We start from the raw sequence: 25,690 nt of genomic DNA on the forward strand, positions 1-25,690 counted from the left end.
AATAATTCCAAGCCAATATTGGTAATATTCACCTACCCATCAAGACTACGATGAATTATGCACCAAGTCACCTTTGCCGAAGCAGAATATAAGCTAAAGCGCCGTATAACTCGCCGAGAGAAGTTTCTTTCTCAAATGGAAGCCCTCATCCCATGGCAGCGACTAGAAGCTCAGATCACTCCTTGCTATCCACAAGGCAAACGTGGCCGACAGCCATATCCATTGAGTGTCATGCTCCGTATTCATTGCATGCAGCTATTTTATAATCTCAGTGATCCCGCTATGGAGGATGCACTGTATGAAATTGAATCCATGCGTAGTTTTGCTGGATTGACTTTGAGCGGCCCAATTCCCGATGAAACAACGATTCTTAACTTTCGCCACTTACTGGAGCTCAATCAGCTAGGTGCAGCTCTTTTTGATGAAATCAACAAGCATCTTGCTGAGAATGGCATGGTACTGCGTGAAGGCACGATTGTAGATGCCACTATTATCTCTGCGCCAACTTCAACCAAGAATAAAAAGAAAAAACGTGATCCAGAAATGCATCAAACAAAGAAAGGCAATCAGTGGCATTTTGGAATGAAAATGCATATCGGGGTTGATGATGTGCTCGGAGTAATACATAGCATAGATACAACAGCAGCGAATTCGCATGATGTCACAACTACAGAGCGAGTTCTCCACGGGGAGGAGAAAAGAATCTGGGGAGACTCTGGGTACATTGGTGCGGAGAAACGTGAAGAGTTGAAAGAGCGGGAGGCGGATTGGTATATAGCAATGAAGCCGAGCAAGCTAAAAACTCTTCCAGGGCGTGATGCACTTCGTAAAGCGGAAAAGATCAAGGCGCAGATAAGAGCGAAGGTCGAGCACCCCTTCCGCTACATCAAACGGGTATTTGGTTATGACAAGGTCCGCTATCGGGGACTGGTAAAAAATACTGAGAGGCTGTGCTTACTGGCAGGCTTTACCAACTTAATAATAGGGAGAAAATACTTGGCTGCCTAGGGGTGGTTCGCCTGAAATCCACCTATTGAGGGTTTCAGATGAAAAATTAGTGGACTATTACGCGCAAATTACGCGTTTGTGCGTAATAAAGTGAATTTTTCAAGCAGCTCAGCTTAATTCTGGAAAAATGCTTCGTTGATCAGAGGGTCCTTAGATTGAGGTTTGTGCAACTAGAATACGCAATAAATATGCACGCCACAAAAAACCTGTTCTTTCTGATAACATTTCTCTATTTGGAACCGAAGTTCAGCCTGAGATATTTGTTGTAGAACATGTAGCTAATGCCGGAGTTAAAATTAGTCCGGGAGATCGTTCAGTGTTAGTAGATTGGGGCCCCATGGTCGGTTAAAATTTATCAATGATAGAGATTGTCTTGTATTACTTGAGTTGATTTAAAATGTATGAATGGATTCCTTAAGTATTTTAGTCGTGTTCTCCTTACAGTTTCAGGTTGCCTATTTATTTTAGGTTTAGTTTCTGTGTTTTATGTGGAGGTCAAGCCTGTATACGTCAATATAAAGGAGATTACACTATATCAAAATGGGTATACTGATCCGGTCGGAAGGTTTGGTTCTTATGCGAAGAATAATGGAGGGAGTACAAAGTTTGTTTTATTTAGTTACAAATATACGGTAGGTAAATCGTCATATAGTGGAGCCTGGATGAAAATAGGCTCTCTCTCAACGATAGGGCGAATGCGAACTGTATATTATAATCCAGTCCTGCCAATGTTCTCAGTTCTTGAAAAGGGAATCTCCTTGTTTTGGGTAATCTTCCTTGGAATGTTGGGGTATGGGCTTCTGGAAGTTCGCAATTGGCTATATCGATAAACCCAACTTGTAAGGTTAATTCTGCAGGAAGTAACTATTTACTCTTGCTTTATTTTGTACTTTTGGATATGGCATAACTTTTATAAGAATAAACTGTGAAATTATGATGAAAACTATCCTTTTTGTGTGCTGCTTTATGATCTGCTTAGGTATCAATGCAGCTGAAGTTGAAAACTGTACTAATTCTGAAATTAGCAATGAATATTTTGGTGATTTTTCAAATATTCAATTCCATGAGGAGTCTAATTAAAAGATGTTGCTCAAGAAAACCTTATTCAATACGCTAAAGAAATTACAAAAGTTGCAAATTGGGACTATAAGCTAAGTGGCCCAGATGAGCATTACTTACCAATTTTAATTGACTATCTTAAAAATCCATCAGGTTTGGGCCCTGAAATAGAGTGTATGTGGTTGTTGTATGAGGAGGGAGATGTACTCCGACGTTTCACTGATGATCAAAGTCATGTATCTAGGAGTGGCTATGCCTTATTTAAAAAGGACGAGTTATCAGCTTATTTCTACAGCCAAATTATATTGCTTTAGCAGTGTAGAAATTATAAAAGGTGATATAGATATCTCAGTTTTCGAGACTTTATATTAATAAAGGAGTGTCTTTTTGACTAAAGGTGAATGCAATTGTGGAGAGATAGCTTATGAGATACAAGAATCCCTCACAGATTTATATATGTGCCACTGTTCAATCTGTCGTCGTTCCACAGGGAGTGGCGCTATTACTGTAGCTATTGTGCCTACCGAGAAGTTTAGTTGGGTTAAAGGTAAGGAGAACCTTAAGTATTGGTCTAAGCCCGGGCATGATTGGCATACAAATTTTTGCGCTACTTGCGGTTCGACTCTGCCCGGAGATAATGATTCTTTAAATACTTACATTCCTGCAGGAAGCTTGGTAGATGGTAACGAGAATCTAAAAGTGGTTCATCATTTATGGGTTGACTCAAAGGCCTCTTGGGAAGTAATAGGTGACGCCGGGAAGCAGCATCCCAAGGGGGTTGGATCTTAAATTATTTAACGTCCTGATTTATTGCGCTTTGTATTTTTACTCACTATTACGTGTGTAGTGACAGGGAGGTTAATTTTGGAGTGAGTTTTGTCTCTGGAGCTTGAGAATACAAAGTAGTTTTAGGTGTATTATCTCGGGTGTAATAATCAGAGAGAAAGCTCATTCTCCTGTTCAGAAAATTGCCGAAACAAGCTCATATCCTCTATCTAATGTCCAAATAAAAGCAATTGCGCTACAGAGTCCAGCAACAGAATAACGTATCCGGATTTCCCATTCCTTTTTCCTGAGCCTGGCCAAATAGGCCAGGGGCCATATGGCAAGAATTATGAGTACTTGCCCGGCTTCTATTCCCAGGTTGAAGGCCAAGAGGCTTTGCCAGATATTCGGGGAGTCAACTTGGAGTATTTCATGTAATACAAATGAAAAACCCAGGCCATGGAGCAGGCCGAGCATGCAGGTGCCGATAAAAATTGTACTTTCGCTGCCTGTGATCTTTGTTTCTTCCCTGTGTAGTGATATCCAGGCCATATAGATTATGGATAGGGCGATACCGGTTTCTACCATAGGTACGAACCAGCTGACTATGGGAACAAAACCAAAGAATCCGGCTGAGAGGGTGATACTGTGACCGATGGTAAAGCCGGTAGCGCGCCACAAGAGTAGCGGTAGGCTGAGTGCACCGAGGCTTAGGCAGAGTACAAATAACACGTGGTCCAACCCCTTCAGGATATGGGCGATGCCCTCCGCCAGAAAAGTCTTCACAGCGTCTATTGAGGAGTGGGTAATCAGTAGTGGCTTTTGCATAAGACCGCGTGAGCGAAATACCTGGGTCTTACCTGGGTTGTAATCCAGCACCAGATTTGCGGTGTCTTCCTGGTTGGGGAGGCCGGGGTTAAGAGAGCTGGATAGTTGGTATTTTCCAAGGGGAGCTTCCAGAGGGTAGAAGATCTGAATATCAACCAAGGTGTCACCCACATACAACCTTTGATTGGTATCTTCAGGTAAGTATTGGTGCAAAAATGCCTGCTGTGCCTCCTCCAGCGTTGCAAAACCTGGTTCATTTCCTATCCGATACAGGCGCACGGCTTTTACATCGCCTTTTATCTGCTTGTCAGTATTGCGGAGAAGAGTGGCGCTCTCTGCAATATTACCGAGTCCTAGAGGCGCTAGCTCCAGCTGCTGAAAATCCACATAATGGACCAAGCCGCCTTGATCCAATGAGTTTTTGGTATAGGGCGCGGGTTGTGGGAGTTTGCCAGTATAGGGGTCGCGACCCTTTTTTGTTTTATCTGCCAGTAAATAGGGCATAGGCACTCTCATATATAGGTTGGCACCACTGGCTGTGTGCTCTATATGGAAAATCCGTACATTGAGGTTGAGAAGGAAGTGCGCTTGTGCTTGCCCGCTGAGGCTGGATATGAGGAGGTATAGAGCGATCATTGCGGGCAACTTGGGTGTGCTGTTTTTCATGGCTCAAACTATTTCTCTACTTTTGTTCTTACCGTACGGATAGGGGCGTAAATCCAGCGATTTTCCAGTGGTTATCAGACTGGATAATTGCGATATTGGCCCGGGTCTCTTGCGGTCTTTGTTCAAAGTGTCCCCAGCTTCGGTCCTCTACTACCGCCTGCCAACTTGTAATCAACTGGAATCCTTTGTTGCCATTCAGGTTAATTTGGCTGGAGTACTCGACTTTAAGATTTGTAATAGTACTGATTGATCCCAAGCCACCACTCGCTGTTTGGGGGCGATAAATTTGTGCCAGATTTGAATAGGTACTTTCGAATCCTTCCTTGGTAATCAGGTTTTTTAGCTTTAATTCCAGATTGATCGGTAGAGGCTCTTTAAATGCGGCAGCAACTTTTAACAGTAGCTGTTCTGTTACTTGGCCCAAGTCTCGTTTTTTAGCGGTTCCTGGGAGGTTTACCAGGTATTCTTCTGGAAGATTGAGGTACAAAGCGCCAGCTGAGATTATTATGGCGGTATAGATAATAGTTGAACCCTTGCGGCCTAAAAGTGAGTGTTTGGTGGATAGCGTCAATACAATTATCGTAATAATAAGAAATGAAAATAGGATAGCCATAGGGACCGCCAGGCTAGGGGTTTCTATTACGAGTGGATCGCTATTTGGAGGGCGGTAATCGTATAGGTAGTTGTGCCACTGAATATCAGGAAATGAGGGAATTACATGGGTGGGGAATGGGCCTGTGGGGTCCTGAATAAGGGTGGGAACGGAGTTGATCGTATCGGTGAATATATTCCAGTCTACGGTAACACTCTGGGGCAGTGCATCGATGGAAAATTTTTCCCGGTAGCCAATCATCACTGAGCCCATTTCAATAGTGTCATTCTCTGAAATCTGTGAGTACCCGCTATTATTTGCGCGAAGAAAAACAGTCTCAATGCTATTCGGCTGTGAGGGCGACTGATCAATAGAAGTTGGATTTTTATTATTTAGATAGCTGCGTACTGTGTGGTGCAGGAAGGCCTTACTTTCTGGTGTTAATGGTTGCCAGGCATCAAAAGGGTGATTGGTCCACTCCAGTAAGTCCTTGGTGCGCACGAGTATCTCATGGCGTATCTGGCGGGGCTCTACGTAGAGGAAAGACATTAGAGGGTAGCGATTATGCCGACTAATATCGGTGTTCTTAAAATGTGTATTCCATGGGTCTTTCCAGTCGATAATGAGTGGTTCAGGTTGGGATAGGTAGTGAAAGCCGCTGATAGGTGTTTGCCCGTGGCGACTGGTAAAGCCAATTGTCACGGATGCCAGCTCATCACTACCCATGGGTGGTTTTAGTTGCAGGTCTGAAAGTCCACCGATTGGATATTTCAGCTGAGTTAAAATAATCTTTTTATCTGCCGGGAAATCCGGCATTTTTATGCCGGTGCGGGGATCGGTTTGCCCAGCAAAAGGGGAAATTCTAGGTTTTCTCTGGGCTACTCGAATTGAGATAAGTTTGGGCTTAATGCTCTTATTTCCAGAGAGTACTTGAAAATCGAAAGATTGCTGGATTTTTGCTGATTGTGCCAGTCGATAAATATCTGGTGTATCTTCAATTTCTGGCCAAAATAGTTTGGAATCGCTTGCTGATATCTCGAATCTAATGTTTAGGATATTTTTTTGTATATCAATCTCCGCAATATTGTTGGCGGTCTCGGCGCCACTTAAACTGATGAAATCAGCCTTGCTGGTTGTTGATAATGCACAGGTGAATAATATCAGGGCCAGGCTGATAAGTATTTTGTTGAATGATAAATAAAATTTCGTTTCGGGAGTCATGTGTTTCTTGAGTAGAGTTTATCAGTTGCACCTTATTCATTTTTGAAGGGGGATTAATTTAGTCTGGTGCTTCAAGATCAGTACCGAAGGTTGCATTGTCTTCCCCGTAGATTTTCTCAATCAGCTTTTTATAAATTACTTTTCCGCCATAAATAGTAGGCATGAATACAACCTCAGTAGGGGCAGCTGGTAACTTTTCGGACTCCGGCTCGGTACTGCTGGGGTCCCAGGTCGGAAATTTCACTTGCCGGTTACTGATGGCCCATTCCACCCTGAGGTCGTCGAGATCGCCAATGTGGCTGCTCCGCAAATGCTCGACATGAAAAGTTAATTTATCGCTGTTACCCAATGCTGGCAGGAAGCGGGTCGTGGCTTGCTTTTGGCGAGGGGAGGCTATACGAGTGCCGGGCAAGTAAGCGTCCCCGATTGCCGAAGTCGTATTTTTCTTTTGTAGTTCTTGAGACCAGAGAGCGGCACTGAATCCATATACCAGTAACAGAAGAGTAATACTGAAAAGCTGCAATAGGGTTTTAGTCGGAATCATCTTCTTGTACAGAGTTTACTTATGGGTTTTATGCCTTTAGGCAGCTTAGTTGATGATTCAAGTCACAATATGAGGGTAGGTTGGTATGGCGTGGAGTTTCGTTTTGAAACTTGAATAAGTTGGTGTTGCCAGTTTTGGGGGATACGGGGACTTAATTGATGACGACTAGATGATTCGGCAGTTCATCTTTAATGGTGCTGGTGGGTATCGCTTCGTGAAGTAGATCTCCGCATTGCTCAATACATGCCAGTAATGCCTCTCCAGCTTTTCCCCGCTTGATTTGTTGCACAAAATTTTCAACTACTCTCTGCCAGTTGTCATTGGTGATGTGTTGGGCAATGCCTCTGTCGGCCAGTATTTCCACATAGTGTTCGGCTTCTGAAACAAATATCAGTAGCCCGAGTCGATCCTTGGTTGCGTGTAAATCCTGCTCCAGAAATTGCCTGCGGGCTAAGTTTGAAGCTCGCCAGAATTTTATTTTCTTTGGTACCAGGCGCATGGTGATGGGGCGCCAGCGGAATATTACTGCCAGGACAATAAATAAAATCCACTGAAGCGTCACCGCCTGTTGGAGGTTGATCCAGAACGGCAGGAATTCGATCAGAGGGGAGACTAACAGTGTTAGGAATGCGGCCCATAGGGTAGAGATATAAAGGTAGTTGTCCGCTTCCTTGGCGACCACAGCCATGACTTCAGCGTCTGTGCGGGACTCTACTTCCTTGATTGCTTCTGCTACCTGGCGTTGATAAGTATTGGTGAGCATTACCATCCTCCCGATGCGCCCCCTCCGCCAAAACCTCCGCCGCCCCCGCTAAACCCGCCCCCAGAGCTGCGGCCGGATAGACCTCCGCTAAATCCACCTCCACCATAGTAGCCGCCGTAGCGCCCCCGCTTAAAAATGCGGCTCTGTACAGGTGAACCCAGTGCGGCACTGCCGAAGAGGTGTAGCATGACCAGCAGAAGGAACAGGCCGACCAGTACAGCAATTCGGCGTCCCTCTTTGGTTTCTACGGGTTCAGCGACATATTCATTTTTCGTCGCGGCGATAATTGATCGAACCCCTGCATTGATTCCGCCGCTAAAATCGCCATTGCGAAACTCTGGCAGTACTTTGGTTTGGATAATATTTGCCGCCAGTGCATCGGTTAGGGCTCCTTCCAGGCCGTAGCCTACTTCGATACGGACCTTTCTATCATTGGGCGCAATCAGGAAAAGAACTCCATTGTCTTTGTCTTTCTTTCCTAGCTTCCACTTGCGTGCCAGTTGGTTGGCATACTCCTCTATAGTGATGTCCTGAAGCTCGGGGATGGTGGCGACAACCAGCTGATTGTCACTGTCGCGCTCATACTGCTGTATCAACTCAGTAAGTTGGTATCTCTCATCGGCCTTTAACAACTCTCCCTGATCTACTACCCGGCCGGACAGCGCTGGAAACTGTACATCGGCCCAGGCTGTTAAGGCACAGACCAGAGCGATCAGGATGGTTATGGCAAGACTGGGGCGGTTCATTTTGGGGTCGATGGCGCCTGTCTATTGGAAGTTGACTTCAGGTGCCTTATCGGCATCTTCACTGGTGGCTTCGAAAGTTTCTCGAAGCGGCATATCCCTGTAGAGCACGGCATGCCAGATTCTTCCTGGAAAAGTGCGAATCTCGCGGTTGTAGCGCTCTACAGCCTGGATATAATCCCGGCGCGCGACACTGATGCGGTTTTCGGTGCCCTCTAACTGAGATTGCAGTGTGAGGAAGTTCTGGTTGGCTTTTAGGTCGGGGTATCGCTCTACCACCAACATAAGGCGGGATAGCGCCCTGGTTAACTGGCCTTGTGCTGCTTCGAACTGTTGCAGCTTGGCTGGGTCATTGAGAAGGTTGCCGTCAACCTGGAGAGAGCTGACTTTGGCCCTGGCCTCAGTGACGGCTTGTAGGGTTTCCCGTTCGTGGGATGCGTAAGCTTTTACGGTTTGCACCAGATTGGGAACCAGATCGGCACGGCGCTGGTATTGGTTTTGAACCTGGGCCCAGGTGGCCTTAACCTGCTCGTCATAGGTTGGGATATTGTTGACACCACAGCCGCTGAGGGTGGTTGCCAGCAGCAGTAGCAGTGAGCTCTGCCAAAAGGGCCAGCCGCTGGGGAGCGCAGAGGTCATGCGGAATATCCTTATTCTCACGTGAACCCAACAAGAATAGTCCGCCTGACTCCCGGCGCTGGAGAAGGCATCACCATGGAGCCAAAATGGCGCTAAAAGCAACAATATTTAAGGCCAAAGTCCAGATATCCGATATGGACAGGGATTATTACGCCGAACATCCGCTCACTTTGGCGCGACATCCCTCGGAAACAGATGAGCGTATGATGGTGCGCCTACTGGCTTTTGCACACAATGCGGCGGAAACGCTGGAGTTTACCCGGGGATTGTCCTCCGATGAGGAAGCGGATCTCTGGCAAAAAAACCTGAGCGGGGAAATCGATCTCTGGATCGAGGTGGGGCTTCCCACTGAGGAGCGAATTCGCAAAGCCTGCAACCGCTCGAAGCGCGTTATCGTATACAGTTACGGGCGCCGTGCAGCACCAATCTGGTGGCAGAAACTGTCCAGCCAATTGGAGCGCTTTGATAACCTTACCGTCTACCATTTAGCCGCTGATGCCACTGAGCAATTGGCGGCTATGGCTGAGCGCAATATGGAACTGAGTGCCACCATTCAGGATGGCCATATTTGGCTGGCCGATAGTGACAACAACGCGGAGATTACTCCGGAAACCTGGAAATAGGAGCAGACAACTTAATGCCTTCTTTTGACATTGTATCTGAAGTGGATAAGCACCAACTCACCAACGCTGTGGATCAGGTGAATCGCACTATTACCAACCGCTTCGACTTTAAAGGTGTGGATGCGGAAGTGGAGATGAGTGAGTTCTCCCTGGTAGTTCGCGCTGAAGTGGACATGCAGGTAGACCAGATGGTGGATATGCTGCGCGGCGCACTGATCAAATGCGATATCGATCCACTGGCGATGGATGTAGGTGATAAAGAGCAATCCGGCAAGCAGGTCAAATTGGACGTGACCCTGAAAAATGGCCTTGACAAAGAACTGTCAAAAAAGATTGTTAAGCTGATCAAAGATGAAAAGCTCAAGGTGCAGGCTGCCATTCAGGGTGAGCAGGTTCGTGTTACTGGCAAGAAGCGCGATGACTTGCAGCAGGTGATCGCCTTGTTGCGCGGTAAAGAGCTGGAACAGCCATTGCAGTTTAATAACTTCCGCGATTAATTGGTTTTGCAGTGATCAAGCGTACTCTCTTCAGTGTTCTATCCGTGCTGTTGTCGCCACTGGCGATAGCCGCAGAAATTACCCCGGCTAGGTTGCTGGCCAGCTATTGGGTGGATAGTAGTGCAGGCCTGGATATTTCCGGCTTAAGTTTCTGTTCTGGAGATCTGCTGGCAGTCTCCGATAAGAATTCTGAAGAGATCTACACGCTTGAATTTCGCGATGGCAGTGCCGACCTGGTATCACATCTTCGCTTAAGCGGCCTTGGGATACCGGAGCAGGATGAGCCTGTCAGCGCTTGGGAAGGCTTCAAGGAGTTGTTCCGCCCGGCAGAAGATCTGGACTTTGAAGGTGTTACCTGTAGCGATGGCCAGGTCTATCTGGTCAGTGAGCATTACAACCGTATTGCCATCGTAGATATTGATGGAAATGCACGCTGGCAAGAGCATAGCTGGTCGGCATTAGCCAGGTCCCAGGGGTTTCTACAGAAGACCAATGCTTCCAGCGAGGGGTTGGTGAAAGCCGACGATACTTTCTGGGTAGCCATGGAGCGCGAACCCCGTGGTTTGTTGAGGCTTAATGCAGATGGCGAGGCCAGCACGCTGACTCTGCCTCAAGTAGATGGTCTGGACTTTGCTGGCCGTTCAGAGGACTTGGCGGGATTGGATTACCACGACGGCGCACTCTTTACCTTGGAGCGCAACGCCCACGCCGTGTGCCGCAGGGCACTTCCTAGCCTGGAAGCCGAGTGGTGCCTGGATTATCGCGCCCTTGAAGAATCTCCCGAGCGGGTTTATGAAGAAACCCGCTATGGAAAGGGCGAGGGGCTGGCAGTCGGAGAGCGGGGTATTTTTGTTATCCTCGACAACAATAATATCGGCCGTGCCCAGGCGCCTGACGACAAGCGCGCGCTGCTGTTGCATCTGGCAATGCCAGGTGAGGCCAGTAGGCTGCAATAGCTGGCTCTGTTTGGTGTCGTGCTCTCTGGGAGTCGGCGCCAATCTCACTCCTTTAGTTCCCTCTGGTTCATTAAGTCTTCCCCCTCTTTAAGATCTTCTCCAGCCACTAGCGCTAAAATTGTTTAGAGCAATTGGGGTAACTATGCTGTGTACCAATAGCTATTGGGACCTTACAGCTTGGTAGTGTCTGTTGGCCGCAGGGAGTCTCCCGGTTCTTAAATCACTTTGGCGATAAATTGGAAGGGTCGTGATTAAGCGTATTTTTTTAACTATCCTAGGTGCGCTGTTGCCATCCTCAGTACTGGCAGCTGACATTATTCCCGCCAAAAAAATAGCTCACTACTGGGTGGATGATAGTGCCGGGTTAAGCATATCTGGATTGAGTTTTTGCGATGGAAAAATGGTTACGGTGTCGGACAAGCAATCCAGGGAAATCTACCAGATAGTACTCGGAGACAGGCGCGCAATCCTGGAGCCTTATATCAAGCTCGCCGGGCTCCGGGTTCCTAAAAAAGATCGGCCGACCAATTTTTGGTATTTCTTACTGGAACTTACTCGCCCAGCCGCAGCGATGGATTTTGAAGCTATCACCTGTGCCGATGATAAGTTTTATTTGTTGAGTGAACGTTACAACCGGATAGCTGAAATAAATAAGGAGGGAAAGGGGCACTGGCTAGAAAATATGTGGTCGGCCACGGCTAAAGCCCAAGGCTATATGCACGGGTACAATCTCTCCGGCGTGGGACTGCAGAAAGTGGGCGACGACTTTTGGATGGCTATAGAGCGTGATCCCCGCGCCCTGGTAAAACTCGGTCCCAAGGGAAGTGTACAGATTTTCACACCGCCGCCAGTTAAAGGGCTGGATTTTCGCGATGAGTCGGAAAATATGGCAGGCCTCTATTATTACGATGGCGCTTTGTGGACCCTGGAACCTAATGCTTATGCAGTCTGCCGCAGGGAATTACCCAGCTTGAAAGCCGAGTGGTGCCTGGATTACTGGGAGCATGAGAACTCCTCTGAACTTGGCTACGAGGTTTCTCGGACCGGCGGTAAAGGGGACGGCTTGGCTATTGGAGAGCGAGGCATTTTTATCGTGTTTGATAATGATAATATCAGCCGTATTCACGATCCCCAGGACCGCAGAGCGCTCCTGTTACACCTGGCTTTTCCCGAGGGTAGACAATAGGTGGTAGTTGAGAAGTTACCGACACTGCTGGAGGAAATACGGGCTTGTCGCCTCTGTGAAGAGCAGCTTCCCCTGGGGCCGAACCCAGTCTTGAGGGCGGCAGCGTCTGCACGCTTACTGATCGTCGGCCAAGCCCCGGGCACCAAGGTTCATGCGACCAGTATCCCCTGGAATGACCCCTCAGGAGATCGCCTCCGAGATTGGCTGGCGATCGACAGGGACACCTTTTACGACGAGTCCCAGATTGCCATTATTCCCATGGGTTTCTGTTACCCTGGACGCGGCAAGGGCGGTGACTTACCGCCGCGACCCGAATGTGCGGCCACCTGGCATCAGCGCTTGATGGATCAGCTGCCCAACTTGCAACTGTCGCTGTTGGTGGGACAATATGCTCAGCGTCATTACCTCCCGCACTGGTATGGCAGCATTACCGAGAATGTTCGCCATTACCGCGATGCTCTGCCTGCGGGATATTTTCCCTTACCGCACCCCAGCCCGCGCAACACCCTGTGGCTGCGTCGCAGACCCTGGTTTGAGGAAGAGGTTGTGCCTGAGTTACAACATCAAGTTAAAAAGATATTGAAGGTTTAAGAATGCCGGTTCCGGACAAGATAAAGATCCACCCCTCTTGGTACGATGTTTTGGGCGGGGAGTTTGACCAACCCTATATGGCCCAATTGCGTCAGTTTTTAAAGGGGGAGAAGGCTGCCGGCAAGAAGATCTACCCGGCCGGTGGCCAGATTTTTAATGCCTTTAACTCCACACCTTTTGATCAGGTAAAAGTCGTTATCCTGGGCCAGGACCCTTACCATGGTGTTGGCCAGGCCCATGGCCTGTGCTTTTCTGTGATGCCCGGAGTACGCATTCCCCCATCGTTACAAAATATTTATAAAGAGCTGCATTCCGATATGGGTATTCCCCCTGCACACCACGGTTGCCTGCAACCATGGGCAGAGCAGGGCGTGCTATTGCTAAATGCCACCCTTACTGTTGAGGACAGCAAAGCCGGCGCCCACCAAGGGCAGGGTTGGGAGCAATTTACGGATGCGGCGATTCACAAGCTGGCGGAACAGCGTGAAGGGCTAGTCTTTGTTCTTTGGGGGAGCTATGCCCAAAAGAAGGGAGGCTTTATCGACCGCAATAAGCATTTGGTATTGCGCGCTCCACATCCCTCCCCTCTATCTGCGCACCGGGGTTTCTTTGGAACCCGTCCTTTTTCCCAGGCAAATCACTGGTTGCAGCAGCGTGGAGAAAAGCCTATTGAATGGGCTTTGCCAGAGGCGGATCAATTGAAGCGGATTGCTGTGGAGATTTAGTGGCTTGCCCCGGATAGGTATTATCTATCCGGGTTTGTATTTATCCAGAGAGCCAAAAATTCTATTCCTGTTATCCTTCTCTTGGCTTCCAGATAAAGAATCTTTCTATTTTTTAGTGGTTATATGCGTCAATTCTCTGCTTTGGCAGTGTTTTGCGATGGAAATCTATCGAGGCTTGAAAGCCAATCAGAGCTATTATCTATTTTTGGCTCTTTTGAAGTTATTTATCTGTCCGATAAAGTATCACTTGTGAAATCTAAGGTGGAATTGCTATGAAAATGATGACCTGCAAGGAGTTGGGGGGCGCCTGCGATGTGGAGTTTCGTGGGAATAACTTTGAAGAGGTGGCGGAGCTTAGCAAGATGCACGGAATCGAGATGTATCGAAAAAATGATGCACAGCACTTGCAAGCTATGAAAAAAATGCAGGATTTGATGAAAGATCCTGAATCAATGCAGAAGTGGTATGAGTCAAAGAAGGCGGAATTTTCAGCTCTCCCGGATTGTAAATAGAAAAATTAGTATTTTATGGGTGGAGATTGATTTGGCCTAATAAGCTTGGTGGCTAAAGTTTGATTAATAATATATGGATTGAGTAATTCGAAAAGGGTTTCCACTTGGGTGGTATATATTGCTTGGCTAATAATCCTATCTAATTAAGATTGGCGGCCCTTCACAGGGTGCCTCTTTTTGGTTTCAACGGCCTTCCAAAGAGGCCGCATTAACAACCGGGCAAACGCGAAGCCGACAAAAAATAAGTTACAGATATAGGCTAAAAAATAAGGGCCAAACTCTCTTTCGAAAAATATGCCAGTAGCGTTGAGGGTGCTGACGATAACTACCGATGAAGCGATACTGAAAAGCCCATAGTAGGTAACTTTCATTACAATAGACACAAATTTGAAGTGTCTTTTTTTCCACAGATAGACAATAAAGCCTGTGGTGGCTATTCCCATCAAGGAGCTGCTTGTAGACCAAACATAGCCAGCATCGATACGGAAGTTCAAAAGTGCCAAAGAAAAGGCGGCGAGCAGTGCGCTGAATAGGCTGATATAGACAATCATGGCCAGGGACACCACATGCCCTCTAGATATACTCTCTATTCTCCTTGACTGAAAAGTGGCAACCATTGCCGCAAACCCTGCCAGCACTATGGATATTTCAATAATGACAAGTAATTGATCGATTTGTACCGACAGTTTTTCCATCTTCCGCTATTGCCCTAAGCAGAAAGGTTAAATAGGAAAGTTGATAACAGTATATGAGTGAAATGGAGAACTGGTAAGTTGTTTCCCGTCTCACAATTAGCTTTATTTTAGCCCGCTTGCTATATGGTTAATAATTATTGTTAGGTGTAGGTGTCCAATGGTTGGCACCATATTTTTAGCTGAAAATCAGCCGGACGCCGCCGTTTTCTCCTTGTCGGTTCGGCCTAGTTCATTTTCTTTAACAGCTACCCATAATGGGCGCATAAGCAGTCTTGAAAATGCATAACCGACGACAAATAGGTTGCAAACAAAGGATAAAAAATACGGTCCATACTCCCTGTTGAAAACGATCCCTAGCGTATTCATGATATTGATAATAACTACTGAGCCGGCAATGCCGAAAAGAAGGAAATAGGTAACCTTGGCAACAATTGAAACAGATTTGAGTCGTTTCTTTATCCATAGGTAGCCGATAGAAAACGACGTAGCCACACTCATGGCAAAACTGCTTACTGACCACAGGGTGCGATCAGCGAGATCAAAATTGGATAGAGTCAGGGTGAAGGCAGCCAGTAATGCGTTGATCAAACTGATATAAATAATCATCGCGAGGGATACAATTCTTCCTTTGCCAAGATTTCTGCCTTTTCTGGGTTGGAGTGTGCCAACTATTGCAGCAAAGCCTGCCAGAATAATGCAGCATTCAAGAACGACAATTAGTTGGTCTAACTCTTTCAATATTGCCTCCCTCTACTGCTTTATTTAGCTGAAATTTTGAAGCCCAGGGAAATATCCATAAATATAGTAGCGGTAGTAAGCTGCGTTTTGATTGGTGCAAACCTTTTTACTTTCCAGAGGTTTTTTCTGGTTGTTAAATCATAAACAAAAAAGGCGACTAAAAAGCCGCCTTTTTGATTAAAAGTACTTTTCCGGTTTAGGCTAGCGGATCGGCGTCTGCATCGTAGGGAAGTTCTCCGATATCCAAAGTGCGGCCATCTTTCAGGTGTAAGGTTTCACCAGCGGCCACTTTGGCGATGGTGAGTACGGCGAGTAGCTGAACGCCTTCTTTGCTATGGCAGGCTTCTACCAGATTGCCAATGCTTTGCTTCCCATCTCCAAAGATCTCCATGCCCGATTCAGGGAGATCCCCCGCAGCGCAGCTTGCCCGGTAAAGGCGACGTTTGGCGGCGCCGCGGAATTGCATACGGGCAATTACTTCCTGGCCGGTATAGCAGCCTTTTTTAAAACTCACGCCACCGAGCAGGTGCAGGTTGGTCATCTGCGGGATAAACATCTCTGTCGTGGCGGCGTCCACCTGGGGGATACCGGCTTCAATTTGACGCATTTGCCAGCAGTCATAGCCGGTAGCTTCACACTCTGGTGATAGCTTTTGCCACAGTTGCTGGACCTTGCTGGTGGGTACCAGGATGGCTAGTTGCAGGTCGGTAATACATTGGGCAATGCAGCGCTCCCCTTCGAAGTCAAATAGCTTCACCTCGCCGACAGAGGGTTGCTCGAAGCCCAGCAATTTGGAGGTGCGCTCTGCCACATTGCGCCCCTGCAGGCCTAACCAGTGGGTTTCATCACTGATGTCGCGCAGCTCTGTTTTGAAAAAGACGGCGTACTTGGCCAGCGCTTGCTGGGCGATGGGGGCCAAATCCTTTGGCAACCGGAAGATGAACTCACTTTGCGAAAGCTTCAGTGCACTAAAAGCACTGATCATACGCCCCTTAGGATTGCAGTGAGCTCCCAGGGTGCTGTGTTCATCGGGAAGGTTGATCAAGTCACAGGTGAGCTGCCCCTGTAAGAACTTCTGGCTGTCGGGTCCGGTAATGGAAATAGCTCCGATTGGGCCCAGGTCCAGCAGGTGCAAACTCTGAGGGTCTTCGCGACTGGTGAGGGGGAAGTGAGCTTTGCTGCCCTCCCAAATGGCGCCCTCGTTGCTGAGAAAATCCTGCCACTGTTGCTGATCCATAATCCTGCCACCTGCATTTGTATTCGGGGCATAATTTGGGGGTCATTCGCGCCCTTTTCAAGTTTGGTGGGGCAGGGGGTATACTGCGCTTTTTATCTGGTTGGAAAGAAGTATGGATCGCAACCGCCTGTTTTGGGCCAGTCGCCGTGGCATGTTGGAATTGGATCTGGTTTTGCTGCCGTTTCTGGATAATGTTTACGAGACCCTGGAGCCAGAGGATCAGCAGCGCTATATCCGCCTGCTCGATGAGCAGGATCAGGATCTGTTCGCCTGGTTCTTGCGTCGAGAAGATCCGGCTGACTCGGACTTGAAGCGTATAGTGCAGATCATCCGTGACAACACCGGACTCCAGGAATAGCTCGACCCCCCCGCTTTATGAGCGCAGCGCCCGCTTAAGTTGCATCGTTGCGCCTTCCTTTCTTTTGCATTTGCTCCTTTTGCTGATCACCTTCCTGGCGATCTTACTACTCTGGTTGTGTAACCTGCCTTTAGTGTTATCAGGGCTGGCGAGCCTTTTTGTTATGGTTTACGCCGGGATAGAGTGGCGCCGGGTAAAAACTGTGAGAGGCCATTTATCGACCCGTGAGCGAAGGTGGTTTTGGCACCCTGATGGCGCAGATCGTCGCGAATTCCAGTTTGTAAATGAGCTGGTGTTGTGGTCTTGGTTGGTGGTGATAAATGGTCGGGACAGGGCTGGGCGCCGGCTCCGTTTGGTGTTGGCCAAGGATATGCTGGCGCCGCAGGATTGGCGCAGGCTACAAGTGGCACTGCGCTATTCCCGCTAGTTAGCTGGGTTGCCGTGGCGGGCCCAGCTGGCTAAAAATTGGTCGGTTAAATAAATTGGCGTTGGCCGGCAAAGTTCTCTGGCACCAAAATCGTATCCATAGCAAGTTCACGCAGCTGGGGGTAGTCGAGGGAGTAGTGCAGTCCACGGCTCTCGCGGCGATCCAGGGCCGAACGAATAATCAATTCCGATACCAGGGAGAGATTGCGCAGTTCAACCAGATCGCTGCTGATGCGGTAATTGGCGTAGAACTCGCGAATTTCTTTCTGCAGCAACGTTACTCGGTGCTGCGCGCGCAAGAGTCGCTTGCGGGTGCGCACAATGCCCACGTAGTCCCACATAAACCGGCGCAGCTCATCCCAGTTATGGGAAATCACTACATCTTCATCGGAATCGGTGACTCGCGATGCATCCCAATCTGGAGATGGGCGGGGCGCCTGTACCATACCCAGGTGCTCATCGATATGCAGGGCTGCTGAGCGAGCGTAAACCAGGCACTCTAACAGCGAGTTACTGGCAAGGCGGTTGGCGCCGTGTAAGCCGGTAAATGTCGTTTCGCCAATGGCGTAGAGCTGGTCCAGATCTGTACGCCCATGGCGATCGACCATAATGCCGCCACAGGTATAGTGAGCTGCAGGCACCACTGGAATAGGCTCTCGGGTGATATCAATGCCATATCGAAGGCAATTGTTATAAACCGTTGGGAAGTGATCGCGTACAAACTGAGGATCTTTGTGGGAAATGTCCAGATAGAGGCAATCTGCCCCCAGCCGCTTCATTTCGTGGTCGATAGCGCGGGCGACGATATCCCGTGGCGCCAACTCTCCTCGCTTGTCGAAGCGGTCCATAAACCGGCTGCCGTCGGGAAGCTTGAGTACAGCGCCTTCACCGCGCAAAGCCTCTGTTACCAGCAGGGCTTTGGCCTTGGGGTGGTAAAGGCAAGTGGGGTGAAATTGATTGAACTCCATATTGGCTACGCGGCATCCGGCGCGCCAAGCCATTGCGATTCCATCGCCGCTGGCACCGTCTGGGTTGCTGGTATAAAGGTAGGCCTTGCTGGCCCCCCCGGTGGCCAGGACGACGGCTTTAGCCTGGATCAGCTCGACCTCATCGTTGCTCTTGTTGAGTACATAGGCGCCGGCACAGCGAAATCGGCCTTTATCTGGATCTGGCTGGCGGATTAGATCGATGGCAACATGGTGTTCGAAACAGTCGATATTGGGGCTGTTTAGCACCTTGGTGATCAGGGTGCTGTGTACCGCTTGGCCGGTGGCATCGGCGCTATGAATAATGCGCCTGTGACTGTGCCCCCCCTCTTTAGTGAGGTGGTAGCCCTGCTCCTCGCGGGTGAAGTCCACCCCTTGATCGATTAACCAGCTGATCGCAGCAGTACTCTCCTCTACGGTAAAGCGCACTGAAGCGGGGTGGCAGAGTCCTGCACCCGCGTCTAATGTGTCTGCAATATGCGACTCAACCGAATCCATCTCATCCAGCACTGCAGCGATGCCTCCCTGGGCGAACCAGGTGGAGCCATCTTGCAATCTCTGTTTGGAGAGCAGGGCCACGCGATACTGGGAGGCGAGATGCAGGGCCAGTGTAAGGCCTGCTGCACCGCTTCCAATTACGAGAACGTCGTAGTTTGCCTGGGCATTCATAGATTTCAATTATGTTTAAGGGTCGCGTAGTATAGCGCCTCCTGATTATTCGTCGATTTGACGTGGAACTTATGTCCTATTGTCATTGTCATCAACACAGTAAAAGAAACGCCTGCGCCGGTGGCCCCGCAGTCAAATTTTGTGGCGCCCGCAGTGTGGCTGGATATGGGAGTTGGGGATGACAGCGCATCAGGCGTCAACGAGTGACCGTGAGCTGGTAGAACGAGTACAAAAAGGGGACAAACGCGCTTTTGATCTTCTTGTACTCAAGTACCAGCACAAAATTGTTGCTGTAGTGAGTCGGTTCATTAAGGACCACAGTGAAGTACAGGATGTAACCCAAGAAGCTTTTATTAAGGCTTATCGTGCTCTTGCCAATTTTCGTGGCGAGAGCGCTTTTTACACCTGGATGTATCGGATTGCGATCAATACCGCCAAGAATCACCTGGTTTCCCGCAGTCGTCGGCCGCCATCTTCCGATGTTGAACTGGAAGATGCTGAGTTTTACTCGGGCGCTGACCTGCTGCGTGACAACGAGACACCTGAAAGTCAGATGTTTCGCGACCAGCTGGAAGCGGCGGTGCATCGCGCTATTCGCGCACTGCCAGAGGATCTGCGCTCAGCGGTAACGCTGAGAGAGCTTGAGGGACTGAGCTACGAGGAAATCGCCGAGGTTATGGGATGCCCGGTGGGAACTGTGCGCTCTAGAATATTTCGCGCACGGGAGGCGATAGACCGGACAGTCCAGGCCGTGATGGCCGGCGAGCCGGAAACACTGGGTGACAGGGGTTAAAATTGCGGAAAATTTTCCCAGTCGGGGAAACCAACCGCTCAGACTCCGGTCATAACATGTAACCAAATATGGTGCTTGTGGGCACCGAATAAATGATTGCACAAGAGGGTTAACCCCTATGTCCCACGGGAATCATCAGGAACGTCTTAACGAGTCGCTCTCGGCGCTCATGGATGGCGAAGTCAGCGAACTGGAGCTGCAACGGCTTCTGAAGGCCAGCGCGGCCTCTGAAGAGTTCGGTGAGCGCTGGTCGCGTTACCAACTTGCGGCGAGTGTTATGCGCCGCGAACAGGTCGCGCCGGTCGACATCGGCCTTGCAGCGAGTATTTCTGCCGCCATCGATGAGGAAGAGCCTCTGTCGCAAAACGGCAATGGGGGATCTGCGGTTGCTGGCAATTTGGTCAACAATCGCTGGTGGCGTCCGCTGTCCCGTGGTGCTGTTGCTGCGACGGTGGCCTTTGCTGCCATTTTGGGTGTGCAGCAAATGACAGATTCTCCTCAGAGCGCTATTCAGGGGGCAAACCAGCCGGTAGCTTCGGTAGAACGGGAGGCTCAGCCGGTCGTTCAGTCTGCACCGCAGCCTTCCGGTTTCTATGTGCCCGCCCCTTCCACGCGCTCAGTGAGCACTGCGGCTCCCCGCTTTGTGCCGGAACAACGCACCGGTGTTGTGGGGCAGGCCGTAATTCAGCAGGCCCCGACTCCCGAGTTGATGCGCCACCTGAATCGCGTAATGATTCAGCACTCAGAACAAGCCGCTCATGTGGGCAGCCAGGGGATGGTTCCCTTTGCTCGCGCCACTTACGGCGAACAGGTTGGAATGTAGTGTGACGAAAGTCGAAACCAGGGGGCGCCGAATTTTCAGCGGGATTCTCAAGGCCAACGGTCTACTGTTGGCCTCCTCGTTGTTGGCACCCATGTCATTTGCCCAGGTTGACACTGGGGTCGAACCCAGTGCCCCCACCACCATCAATCTCGATATGAGTACTGCTCCCGCAGCAGCCCCAGCTGTAGTGGAGGTTGCTATGACAGACGGGGGCTCGGGAGAGGTGGAAAGTCCCGCTGCGGTACCGGCCGTTCCAGCAACTGCAACTCCAGAAAGTGCTGTTGGCGGCATGCCGGCGCAAGAGGCGGTGACATCTGGCGTAGTTAACCTCAACCCTGCAGCGCAGAACGGCATGGTAAGCCCGGGTGTGGTGAGTAATAACGAGGTTGAGCATTGGCTAGCCAAGTTGGCAAAGGCAGTAACTGAGCTTGAATACAGTGGTCTGGTGACCTTTGAGCATGCGGGCCTCCTGGAGACCTTGCAGGTAGTTCACGCGGTTCGAGAAGGTGAGCAGGTAGAGCGCGTGCGCTACCTCAGTGGTGAGCCTAGAGAGTTGATCAGCCACGGCAGTGCCGGAAATTGCGATGTCAGTGCTTCGCCAAGAAATCGTGCTACAGCATGGAACTCGGCGGGCCAACAACAGGCTCAGCGTGCCTACCAATTTATCTTGCGGGGTGAGGAGCGAATCGCGGATCGCGATGCTGTTGTGATTGAGGCGCGACCGAGGGATCGCTATCGCCTGGGCTTGGTAGTGAGTCTCGATAAACAGACTGGGCTGCCGTTGAAGACCATGCTGGTTAGCACCCAGGGCCGCGTACTGGAGCGTTACCAGTTTGTACAACTGGATCTCTCCCCTGTAGAGGATGCCGCACTACAGGCGGTCTCGAATAATGCCCGGCGCATCGACAATCGGAATGAGTGTACGGCTTCACAGAGCCGCTGGCAGGTGGGCTGGTTGCCCGACGGTTTCAGGGTAGTGTCCGTCAAGCCGTTATCTGATGGCGACATGATGGTGTTTAGCGATGGGCTGGGAGTGTTCTCTGTATTTGTCCAACGCCTCGGTCCAGAACTTGAGGGCTTTAAAGGTCGCGCAATCCGCGGAGCTACAACAGCCTATATGGACCGTCTGGAAATTGAAGGCGTTGCTTACACTGTAACAGTGGTGGGTGAAATCCCCGAAACTACAGCGCGCCGTGTCGCCAGCTCAATTACCGCAAAGAGCTAAGTGAGCATATAGGTGCTTCAAGAGCGTGGCCGGGTGGTGGCCATAGAGTCCGATGCTATCTGGGTGGAGACCACCCAGAGTAGCGCCTGTAATGGCTGTTCTACCAAGTCCAGCTGTGGGACCGGATTGCTGGGCGATCTGTTTTCTTCTTCGACCCGCGTTAAAGTAGCTCTCAACGGTTTTTCTGCTGATAAAATCCACCTCGATGATGTGGCAGTAATTGGTATTACCGAGAATGCCCTGACCAGTAGTGCCTTGCTGGTTTACCTCGTCCCCTTGATGTCCCTGGTGCTAGTTGCACTGATTGGGGATTCGCTCTTCGCTGAGCCCGGTGCTGTAATCGGGGCCTTGATCGGTCTGGTCTTCGGTGCTTTGGGCGTTCGCTGGTACAGTAGGTCCCAGTCGCAAAACCCCACCTACACCCCTGTACTTCTGCAGATTGAGCCCTCCCAAAAGAAATAGTCCGCCGCCTCCGCCTTCGCCAGCTAGCCCTCGTCTCCCTGACCTAAACTGAGAGTTCCTTTTATCGCCTGGAGGCTCTGTCAATGAGGGCTCGCTGTTTTGATGAGCGCTGGCCTCTACGCACTGCATTTGTCATCTCTCGTGGCGCGCGCACTGAGGCTCAGGTTGTGGTGGTGGAGCTTAGTGATGGTGAAGTCTCTGGCGTCGGTGAGTGCACGCCTTATGCTCGCTATGGAGAAAGTGCTGCCTCTGTTTTGCACCAGCTGCAGCCAATGCTCAAAGAGGTGAGCGATGGGTTGACCCGAGAGCAGTTACAGCTGCGTATGCCTGCCGGAGCGGCGCGAAATGCATTGGATTGTGCGCTGGCAGATTGGGAGGCTAAAAAAGCGGGGCGTCTACACCCGGCTCCGGATTTTCTCCCTACCGTACAGACATTAGTTGTAGATAGTCCCGAGGCAATGGCAAGTGCTGCGAAAATTGCTGTGACGGCGGGAGCTGATATTCTCAAGTTGAAACTTGATGACCAGCATGTGCAAGAAAGGGTGTCGGCAGTTCGCTCAGCAGCACCAGATACCAGGTTGGTGATTGATGCCAATGAGGCATGGCGAAAAGAGACCTTGTTGCAGAGATGTCATGATTTAAGCAAGCTGGGGGTAGCGATGCTTGAGCAGCCACTTCCAGCGAGTGAAGATGAATTTTTGGAGAGCTTTGAACACCCGCTGACGATTTGTGCGGACGAGAGTTGCCATACTCGGGAGGATCTACCGAAGTTGCTCAAACGCTATGAGATGGTCAATATCAAGTTGGACAAAACTGGCGGGATTACCGAGGCCCTGGCACTGGCAGATGAAGCGACTGATCTCGGCCTGGAAATTATGCTGGGATGTATGCTGTGTACCTCTCGGGCTATCCGCGCAGCCTGGCCCTTGGGAAGTCGAGCTAGCTTTCTGGACCTGGATGGGCCCACCTGGCTGGCCAGCGATGTGGAGCCCCCTCTGCGTTTCGAGGCAGGAAGAGTTTATTGGTCGTAAGTCAGCAGATCGATTAGCGCTTGCAGATAGTCTTCACTTGCCGCATCTGCTGATATTGGGGGGAATTCGAGAGTAATACAGGGCAGTGTTTGTTCTGCGCACCAAGTGCCGAATGATCCTGGGGTCTGGTAACCCACATCCCCAACCAGAGGCAGCTTGAAATCACTGGCAAGCTGCATGCCCAGAGGGCTGTTGCTGGGATCCTCGACACAGGCAAGGGGCTCGTGAATGGAAACGGTCCAGGTCGGTCCCAGCTTTGCAAACAACTGGCAAAGTGCAGAGGTCTCGGGTTCAGAGGCGGCGCTATCACCTGTACTTAACCGAACATCGCGTTTTTCCGCAGCACTGTTCCACCGGTAGACATTGCCACTGCCATCCCAATTTGCAGTGGCAAAGTTGCGGTTAAGATCTACGCCGCGTGCGTTGGCCCTGGTGCCCAGCTGGCAGCCATCCGGATTGACAGCGAGGATTACGTGATGTCTCAATGAATTGGTGGCGAGGGCCCGCAACGCGCAGGATAGAGCGACGACTGCGGCGACTTCATCTCCGTGGGTGCCGGCCATTATGAGGCCGTGGTGGGTGCCGGTTTGTGCGGGAAAATAGAGTAGAGGGGCACCCAAAACACTTTGGCCGTAGAGCTCAGTGGGCAGGTGAAACTGACCGCGTTCTGGGCGCGGGCGCATTTCGGACATCGTTAACTCTTTACACAGTTTTACAGTCTGTTGTAGAACTTTGGTGACTAGATCGCCACTAAGTCGTTACTGAGAGTCCCTAAGGGGCTGGACAAGCCAAGGCTCGCCCTTGAAAGGACTCGAAAATCCAATGGTTTCATATTAGAAGGGATCACTAGGGGTAACAAACCTATGGTTAAACGTTGTACACAATATCTACTGGTTCTGTGTCTGTTGGTTTCCGGGGCTGCCAGTGCCCGCGGACTACCCGAACTTACGGAGTTAATCGAAGATAACTCTCCGGCAGTCGTCAAAATCAACACGGTTGATCGCAACCGCACTAGTCGCAGCAGCCAGCCGCAGCTTCAGCAGGAAATTCCCGATATCTTCCGCCACCTTTTCGAGCCGCGCCAGCGCCAGCAGCGTCCGGTAGCGAGTATGGGTTCCGGCTTTATCATCTCTGAAGAGGGTTATATCGTAACCAATAATCACGTGGTCGATGGTGCAGACCAGGTAACCGTTACATTGACTGATCGTCGCGAATACGAGGCGCAGGTTATTGGCAAGGATGTGCGCTCCGACCTGGCCCTGTTAAAGATCGACGCGGAGGACCTGTCGTCAGTACGCTGGGGGGATTCCGAAGAACTGCAGGTGGGAGAATGGGTTGTCGCTATTGGCTCTCCCTTCGGCTTGGACTACTCCGCAAGCGCCGGGATCGTCAGTGCGATGGGGCGCAGTATCCCCAATGAGAGCCGCGAGAATTACGTTCCTTTTATCCAGACAGATGTTGCAATTAACCCCGGAAATTCCGGAGGCCCGCTGTTTAACCTGGATGGCGAAGTAGTGGGTATCAACTCTCAGATCTATACCCGCAGTGGCGGTTCTATCGGGCTCTCCTTCGCTATTCCCGCAAGCCTTGCCCAGGATGTGGTTGCCCAGTTAAAAGAAAAAGGGCGGGTGGATCGCGGATGGCTCGGAGTGGGAATCAGTAATGTCGACCGCAATATGGCGGAAGCCATGGGCCTTGGTAAGCCCGCCGGCGCCCTGATCGATCAGGTGAGCCCTGGGTCGCCTGCAGCTCAAGCGGGAATTATGCCCGGTGATATCATTTTGCGCTTCCATGGTCAGAAGATAGGAGTTTTTGGTGACCTGCCGCACGTTGTAGGGCAGATTCGACCGGGTACACAGGCCCAGGTGGAGTTGATCCGCAATCGTAAACCCGAGCGCCTGAGTGTCACTGTCGGCACCCTGCCGGGTTCTGAAGATGAAGCGAGGCAAGTGGCAGCCAATCCCAGCTCTGGAGTGGGTGGGCGACTGGGTGTCGTGGTTGAGGAAATTCCCGATATCCTGAAGCAGCGCTGGAATGTGGAAACTGGGGTGCTGGTGAAGCAGGTGATTCCAGGCAAGCCCGGTGCCAAAGCAGGTTTGCGCAGTGGTGATATCATCGCGCAACTTGGTTTTGAAGAAGTTGGCGACATTAGTGACTACAAAACTGTCGTCAAGGATCTGCCGGAGGATGAGCTATTGCCGATTCGCTTCTTCCGGGCTGGGCAGTCCACTTTCCGTACAATTAAGATCGAAAGCTAGCCGCTTTCCAGCGATTGGTGGCCCGTTGGGCCACCTAGCTCTCACCTCTGTCCATGAGTTCTGTTAGACTT

The 25,690-nt window shown here is 50.3% G+C and carries 28 protein-coding genes; 17 read left to right on the forward strand and 11 right to left on the reverse strand.

What is annotated here, in order from left to right; genetic code table 11:
* The first annotated feature begins 57 nt into the window (after window positions 1-57).
* Window positions 58-1,008, forward strand: coding sequence for an IS5 family transposase (locus tag ACJJIY_RS12220; RefSeq protein ID WP_444895065.1), 951 nt, complete (start codon window positions 58-60; stop codon window positions 1,006-1,008).
* A 1,446-nt stretch (window positions 1,009-2,454) separates the two neighbouring features.
* Window positions 2,455-2,856 (forward strand): GFA family protein, encoded by a 402-nt coding sequence (locus tag ACJJIY_RS12225; RefSeq protein WP_444898024.1) that lies wholly within the window; start codon window positions 2,455-2,457, stop codon window positions 2,854-2,856.
* A gap of 171 nt (window positions 2,857-3,027) precedes the next feature.
* On the opposite strand, the gene ACJJIY_RS12230 is transcribed toward ACJJIY_RS12225, so the two are convergent.
* From ACJJIY_RS12230 to ACJJIY_RS12255, 6 genes are all read right to left on the reverse strand, one after another.
* Window positions 3,028-4,326, reverse strand: a complete 1,299-nt coding sequence (locus ACJJIY_RS12230) for a HupE/UreJ family protein (RefSeq protein WP_445357999.1) — start codon at window positions 4,324-4,326, stop codon at window positions 3,028-3,030.
* 28 nt (window positions 4,327-4,354) lie between these two features.
* A complete protein-coding gene (locus tag ACJJIY_RS12235; RefSeq protein WP_445358000.1) occupies window positions 4,355-6,139 on the reverse strand; it encodes a hypothetical protein in 1,785 nt (594 codons plus the stop codon).
* A gap of 58 nt (window positions 6,140-6,197) precedes the next feature.
* A complete protein-coding gene (locus tag ACJJIY_RS12240; RefSeq protein WP_445358001.1) occupies window positions 6,198-6,683 on the reverse strand; it encodes a hypothetical protein in 486 nt (161 codons plus the stop codon).
* Between the two features lie 151 nt (window positions 6,684-6,834).
* Window positions 6,835-7,446, reverse strand: a complete 612-nt coding sequence (locus ACJJIY_RS12245) for a TPM domain-containing protein (RefSeq protein ID WP_444911226.1) — start codon at window positions 7,444-7,446, stop codon at window positions 6,835-6,837.
* Entirely contained in the window at window positions 7,446-8,192 is a 747-nt protein-coding gene (locus ACJJIY_RS12250; protein WP_445358002.1) for a TPM domain-containing protein, read from the reverse strand. Before ACJJIY_RS12250 ends, ACJJIY_RS12245 begins: the two co-directional genes overlap by 1 nt.
* 21 nt (window positions 8,193-8,213) lie before the next feature.
* On the reverse strand, window positions 8,214-8,828 hold the full coding sequence (locus ACJJIY_RS12255) for a LemA family protein (protein WP_445358003.1): 615 nt from the start codon (window positions 8,826-8,828) through the stop codon (window positions 8,214-8,216).
* Window positions 8,829-8,914: 86 nt separating this feature from the next.
* Between ACJJIY_RS12255 and ACJJIY_RS12260 the strand changes: the two genes are divergently transcribed.
* The 7 genes from ACJJIY_RS12260 (at window position 8,915) to ACJJIY_RS12290 (ending at window position 13,918) form a co-directional block, all read left to right on the forward strand.
* Window positions 8,915-9,451 carry a YaeQ family protein gene (locus ACJJIY_RS12260; RefSeq protein ID WP_445358004.1) on the forward strand — a complete coding sequence of 179 codons (537 nt, stop codon included), beginning with the start codon at window positions 8,915-8,917 and terminating at the stop codon, window positions 9,449-9,451.
* A 14-nt stretch (window positions 9,452-9,465) separates the two neighbouring features.
* Window positions 9,466-9,948, forward strand: a complete 483-nt coding sequence (locus tag ACJJIY_RS12265; RefSeq protein ID WP_108733959.1) for a YajQ family cyclic di-GMP-binding protein — start codon at window positions 9,466-9,468, stop codon at window positions 9,946-9,948.
* Between the two features lie 11 nt (window positions 9,949-9,959).
* Window positions 9,960-10,904, forward strand: a complete 945-nt coding sequence (locus ACJJIY_RS12270) for an esterase-like activity of phytase family protein (RefSeq protein ID WP_445358005.1) — start codon at window positions 9,960-9,962, stop codon at window positions 10,902-10,904.
* A gap of 247 nt (window positions 10,905-11,151) precedes the next feature.
* Entirely contained in the window at window positions 11,152-12,090 is a 939-nt protein-coding gene (locus tag ACJJIY_RS12275) for a hypothetical protein (protein ID WP_445358006.1), read from the forward strand.
* A complete protein-coding gene (locus ACJJIY_RS12280) occupies window positions 12,091-12,681 on the forward strand; it encodes a uracil-DNA glycosylase family protein (protein ID WP_445358007.1) in 591 nt (196 codons plus the stop codon).
* 2 nt (window positions 12,682-12,683) lie between these two features.
* Window positions 12,684-13,406 (forward strand): uracil-DNA glycosylase, encoded by a 723-nt coding sequence (ung, locus tag ACJJIY_RS12285; RefSeq protein ID WP_445358008.1) that lies wholly within the window; start codon window positions 12,684-12,686, stop codon window positions 13,404-13,406.
* A 272-nt stretch (window positions 13,407-13,678) separates the two neighbouring features.
* Window positions 13,679-13,918, forward strand: a complete 240-nt coding sequence (locus ACJJIY_RS12290; protein ID WP_444925507.1) for a DUF1059 domain-containing protein — start codon at window positions 13,679-13,681, stop codon at window positions 13,916-13,918.
* A 143-nt stretch (window positions 13,919-14,061) separates the two neighbouring features.
* Here ACJJIY_RS12290 and ACJJIY_RS12295 read toward each other — a convergent pair whose 3' ends face one another.
* The 3 genes from ACJJIY_RS12295 to ygfZ form a co-directional block, all read right to left on the reverse strand.
* Window positions 14,062-14,613: a hypothetical protein gene (locus ACJJIY_RS12295; RefSeq protein WP_413662757.1), complete on the reverse strand. Its 552-nt coding sequence runs from the start codon at window positions 14,611-14,613 to the stop codon at window positions 14,062-14,064.
* Between the two features lie 186 nt (window positions 14,614-14,799).
* On the reverse strand, window positions 14,800-15,351 hold the full coding sequence (locus ACJJIY_RS12300) for a hypothetical protein (RefSeq protein WP_444914327.1): 552 nt from the start codon (window positions 15,349-15,351) through the stop codon (window positions 14,800-14,802).
* Window positions 15,352-15,547: 196 nt separating this feature from the next.
* Window positions 15,548-16,588 carry a CAF17-like 4Fe-4S cluster assembly/insertion protein YgfZ gene (ygfZ, locus tag ACJJIY_RS12305; protein WP_445358009.1) on the reverse strand — a complete coding sequence of 347 codons (1,041 nt, stop codon included), beginning with the start codon at window positions 16,586-16,588 and terminating at the stop codon, window positions 15,548-15,550.
* A gap of 112 nt (window positions 16,589-16,700) precedes the next feature.
* On the opposite strand from ygfZ, the gene ACJJIY_RS12310 reads away from it, so the two are divergent.
* Complete coding sequence (locus ACJJIY_RS12310) at window positions 16,701-16,946, forward strand: FAD assembly factor SdhE (protein ID WP_444925505.1); 246 nt, start codon at window positions 16,701-16,703, stop codon at window positions 16,944-16,946.
* Window positions 16,921-17,373: a protein YgfX gene (locus ACJJIY_RS12315; RefSeq protein ID WP_445358010.1), complete on the forward strand. Its 453-nt coding sequence runs from the start codon at window positions 16,921-16,923 to the stop codon at window positions 17,371-17,373. The genes ACJJIY_RS12310 and ACJJIY_RS12315 overlap by 26 nt, the downstream gene beginning before the upstream one ends.
* A 46-nt stretch (window positions 17,374-17,419) precedes the next feature.
* On the opposite strand, the gene nadB is transcribed toward ACJJIY_RS12315, so the two are convergent.
* Entirely contained in the window at window positions 17,420-19,027 is a 1,608-nt protein-coding gene (gene nadB, locus ACJJIY_RS12320) for an L-aspartate oxidase (RefSeq protein ID WP_413662753.1), read from the reverse strand.
* Window positions 19,028-19,205: 178 nt separating this feature from the next.
* Here nadB and rpoE point away from each other — a divergent pair, with 178 nt between their 5' ends.
* The 5 genes from rpoE (at window position 19,206) to ycjG (ending at window position 23,361) form a co-directional block, all read left to right on the forward strand.
* Window positions 19,206-19,820 carry an RNA polymerase sigma factor RpoE gene (gene rpoE, locus ACJJIY_RS12325; RefSeq protein ID WP_282931954.1) on the forward strand — a complete coding sequence of 205 codons (615 nt, stop codon included), beginning with the start codon at window positions 19,206-19,208 and terminating at the stop codon, window positions 19,818-19,820.
* Window positions 19,821-19,938: 118 nt separating this feature from the next.
* Window positions 19,939-20,643 (forward strand): sigma-E factor negative regulatory protein, encoded by a 705-nt coding sequence (locus ACJJIY_RS12330; RefSeq protein ID WP_444898008.1) that lies wholly within the window; start codon window positions 19,939-19,941, stop codon window positions 20,641-20,643.
* A gap of 1 nt (window position 20,644) precedes the next feature.
* Complete coding sequence (locus ACJJIY_RS12335) at window positions 20,645-21,868, forward strand: MucB/RseB family sigma factor regulatory protein (protein WP_444898007.1); 1,224 nt, start codon at window positions 20,645-20,647, stop codon at window positions 21,866-21,868.
* A 12-nt stretch (window positions 21,869-21,880) separates the two neighbouring features.
* Window positions 21,881-22,330 (forward strand): SoxR reducing system RseC family protein, encoded by a 450-nt coding sequence (locus ACJJIY_RS12340; protein ID WP_282931957.1) that lies wholly within the window; start codon window positions 21,881-21,883, stop codon window positions 22,328-22,330.
* Between the two features lie 83 nt (window positions 22,331-22,413).
* A complete protein-coding gene (ycjG, locus tag ACJJIY_RS12345; RefSeq protein WP_444898006.1) occupies window positions 22,414-23,361 on the forward strand; it encodes an L-Ala-D/L-Glu epimerase in 948 nt (315 codons plus the stop codon).
* On the opposite strand, the gene mpaA is transcribed toward ycjG, so the two are convergent.
* Window positions 23,349-24,053, reverse strand: coding sequence for a murein tripeptide amidase MpaA (mpaA, locus tag ACJJIY_RS12350; protein ID WP_413662748.1), 705 nt, complete (start codon window positions 24,051-24,053; stop codon window positions 23,349-23,351). The genes ycjG and mpaA overlap by 13 nt on opposite strands.
* Window positions 24,054-24,224: 171 nt before the next feature.
* Between mpaA and ACJJIY_RS12355 the strand changes: the two genes are divergently transcribed.
* On the forward strand, window positions 24,225-25,619 hold the full coding sequence (locus ACJJIY_RS12355; RefSeq protein ID WP_445358011.1) for a Do family serine endopeptidase: 1,395 nt from the start codon (window positions 24,225-24,227) through the stop codon (window positions 25,617-25,619).
* Window positions 25,620-25,690: the final 71 nt, after the last annotated feature.

This window comes from Microbulbifer maximicatervae (SeqCode), assembly GCF_052468155.1.

Excerpts from the sequence above, each read along its gene's own strand:
- ACJJIY_RS12220 (WP_444895065.1), top strand. The coding sequence starts at position 58 with ATGCACCAAGTCACCTTTGCCGAAGCAGAATATAAGCTAAAGCGCCGT.
- ACJJIY_RS12230 (WP_445357999.1), bottom strand. The coding sequence starts at position 4,326 with ATGAAAAACAGCACACCCAAGTTGCCCGCAATGATCGCTCTATACCTC.
- ACJJIY_RS12235 (WP_445358000.1), bottom strand. The coding sequence starts at position 6,139 with ATGACTCCCGAAACGAAATTTTATTTATCATTCAACAAAATACTTATC.
- ACJJIY_RS12240 (WP_445358001.1), bottom strand. The coding sequence starts at position 6,683 with ATGATTCCGACTAAAACCCTATTGCAGCTTTTCAGTATTACTCTTCTG.
- ACJJIY_RS12245 (WP_444911226.1), bottom strand. The coding sequence starts at position 7,446 with ATGCTCACCAATACTTATCAACGCCAGGTAGCAGAAGCAATCAAGGAA.
- ACJJIY_RS12250 (WP_445358002.1), bottom strand. The coding sequence starts at position 8,192 with ATGAACCGCCCCAGTCTTGCCATAACCATCCTGATCGCTCTGGTCTGT.
- ACJJIY_RS12255 (WP_445358003.1), bottom strand. The coding sequence starts at position 8,828 with ATGACCTCTGCGCTCCCCAGCGGCTGGCCCTTTTGGCAGAGCTCACTG.
- ACJJIY_RS12260 (WP_445358004.1), top strand. The coding sequence starts at position 8,915 with ATGGCGCTAAAAGCAACAATATTTAAGGCCAAAGTCCAGATATCCGAT.
- ACJJIY_RS12265 (WP_108733959.1), top strand. The coding sequence starts at position 9,466 with ATGCCTTCTTTTGACATTGTATCTGAAGTGGATAAGCACCAACTCACC.
- ung (WP_445358008.1), top strand. The coding sequence starts at position 12,684 with ATGCCGGTTCCGGACAAGATAAAGATCCACCCCTCTTGGTACGATGTT.
- ACJJIY_RS12290 (WP_444925507.1), top strand. The coding sequence starts at position 13,679 with ATGAAAATGATGACCTGCAAGGAGTTGGGGGGCGCCTGCGATGTGGAG.
- ACJJIY_RS12295 (WP_413662757.1), bottom strand. The coding sequence starts at position 14,613 with ATGGAAAAACTGTCGGTACAAATCGATCAATTACTTGTCATTATTGAA.
- ygfZ (WP_445358009.1), bottom strand. The coding sequence starts at position 16,588 with ATGGATCAGCAACAGTGGCAGGATTTTCTCAGCAACGAGGGCGCCATT.
- ACJJIY_RS12310 (WP_444925505.1), top strand. The coding sequence starts at position 16,701 with ATGGATCGCAACCGCCTGTTTTGGGCCAGTCGCCGTGGCATGTTGGAA.
- nadB (WP_413662753.1), bottom strand. The coding sequence starts at position 19,027 with ATGAATGCCCAGGCAAACTACGACGTTCTCGTAATTGGAAGCGGTGCA.
- rpoE (WP_282931954.1), top strand. The coding sequence starts at position 19,206 with ATGACAGCGCATCAGGCGTCAACGAGTGACCGTGAGCTGGTAGAACGA.
- ACJJIY_RS12330 (WP_444898008.1), top strand. The coding sequence starts at position 19,939 with ATGTCCCACGGGAATCATCAGGAACGTCTTAACGAGTCGCTCTCGGCG.
- ycjG (WP_444898006.1), top strand. The coding sequence starts at position 22,414 with ATGAGGGCTCGCTGTTTTGATGAGCGCTGGCCTCTACGCACTGCATTT.
- mpaA (WP_413662748.1), bottom strand. The coding sequence starts at position 24,053 with ATGTCCGAAATGCGCCCGCGCCCAGAACGCGGTCAGTTTCACCTGCCC.
- ACJJIY_RS12355 (WP_445358011.1), top strand. The coding sequence starts at position 24,225 with ATGGTTAAACGTTGTACACAATATCTACTGGTTCTGTGTCTGTTGGTT.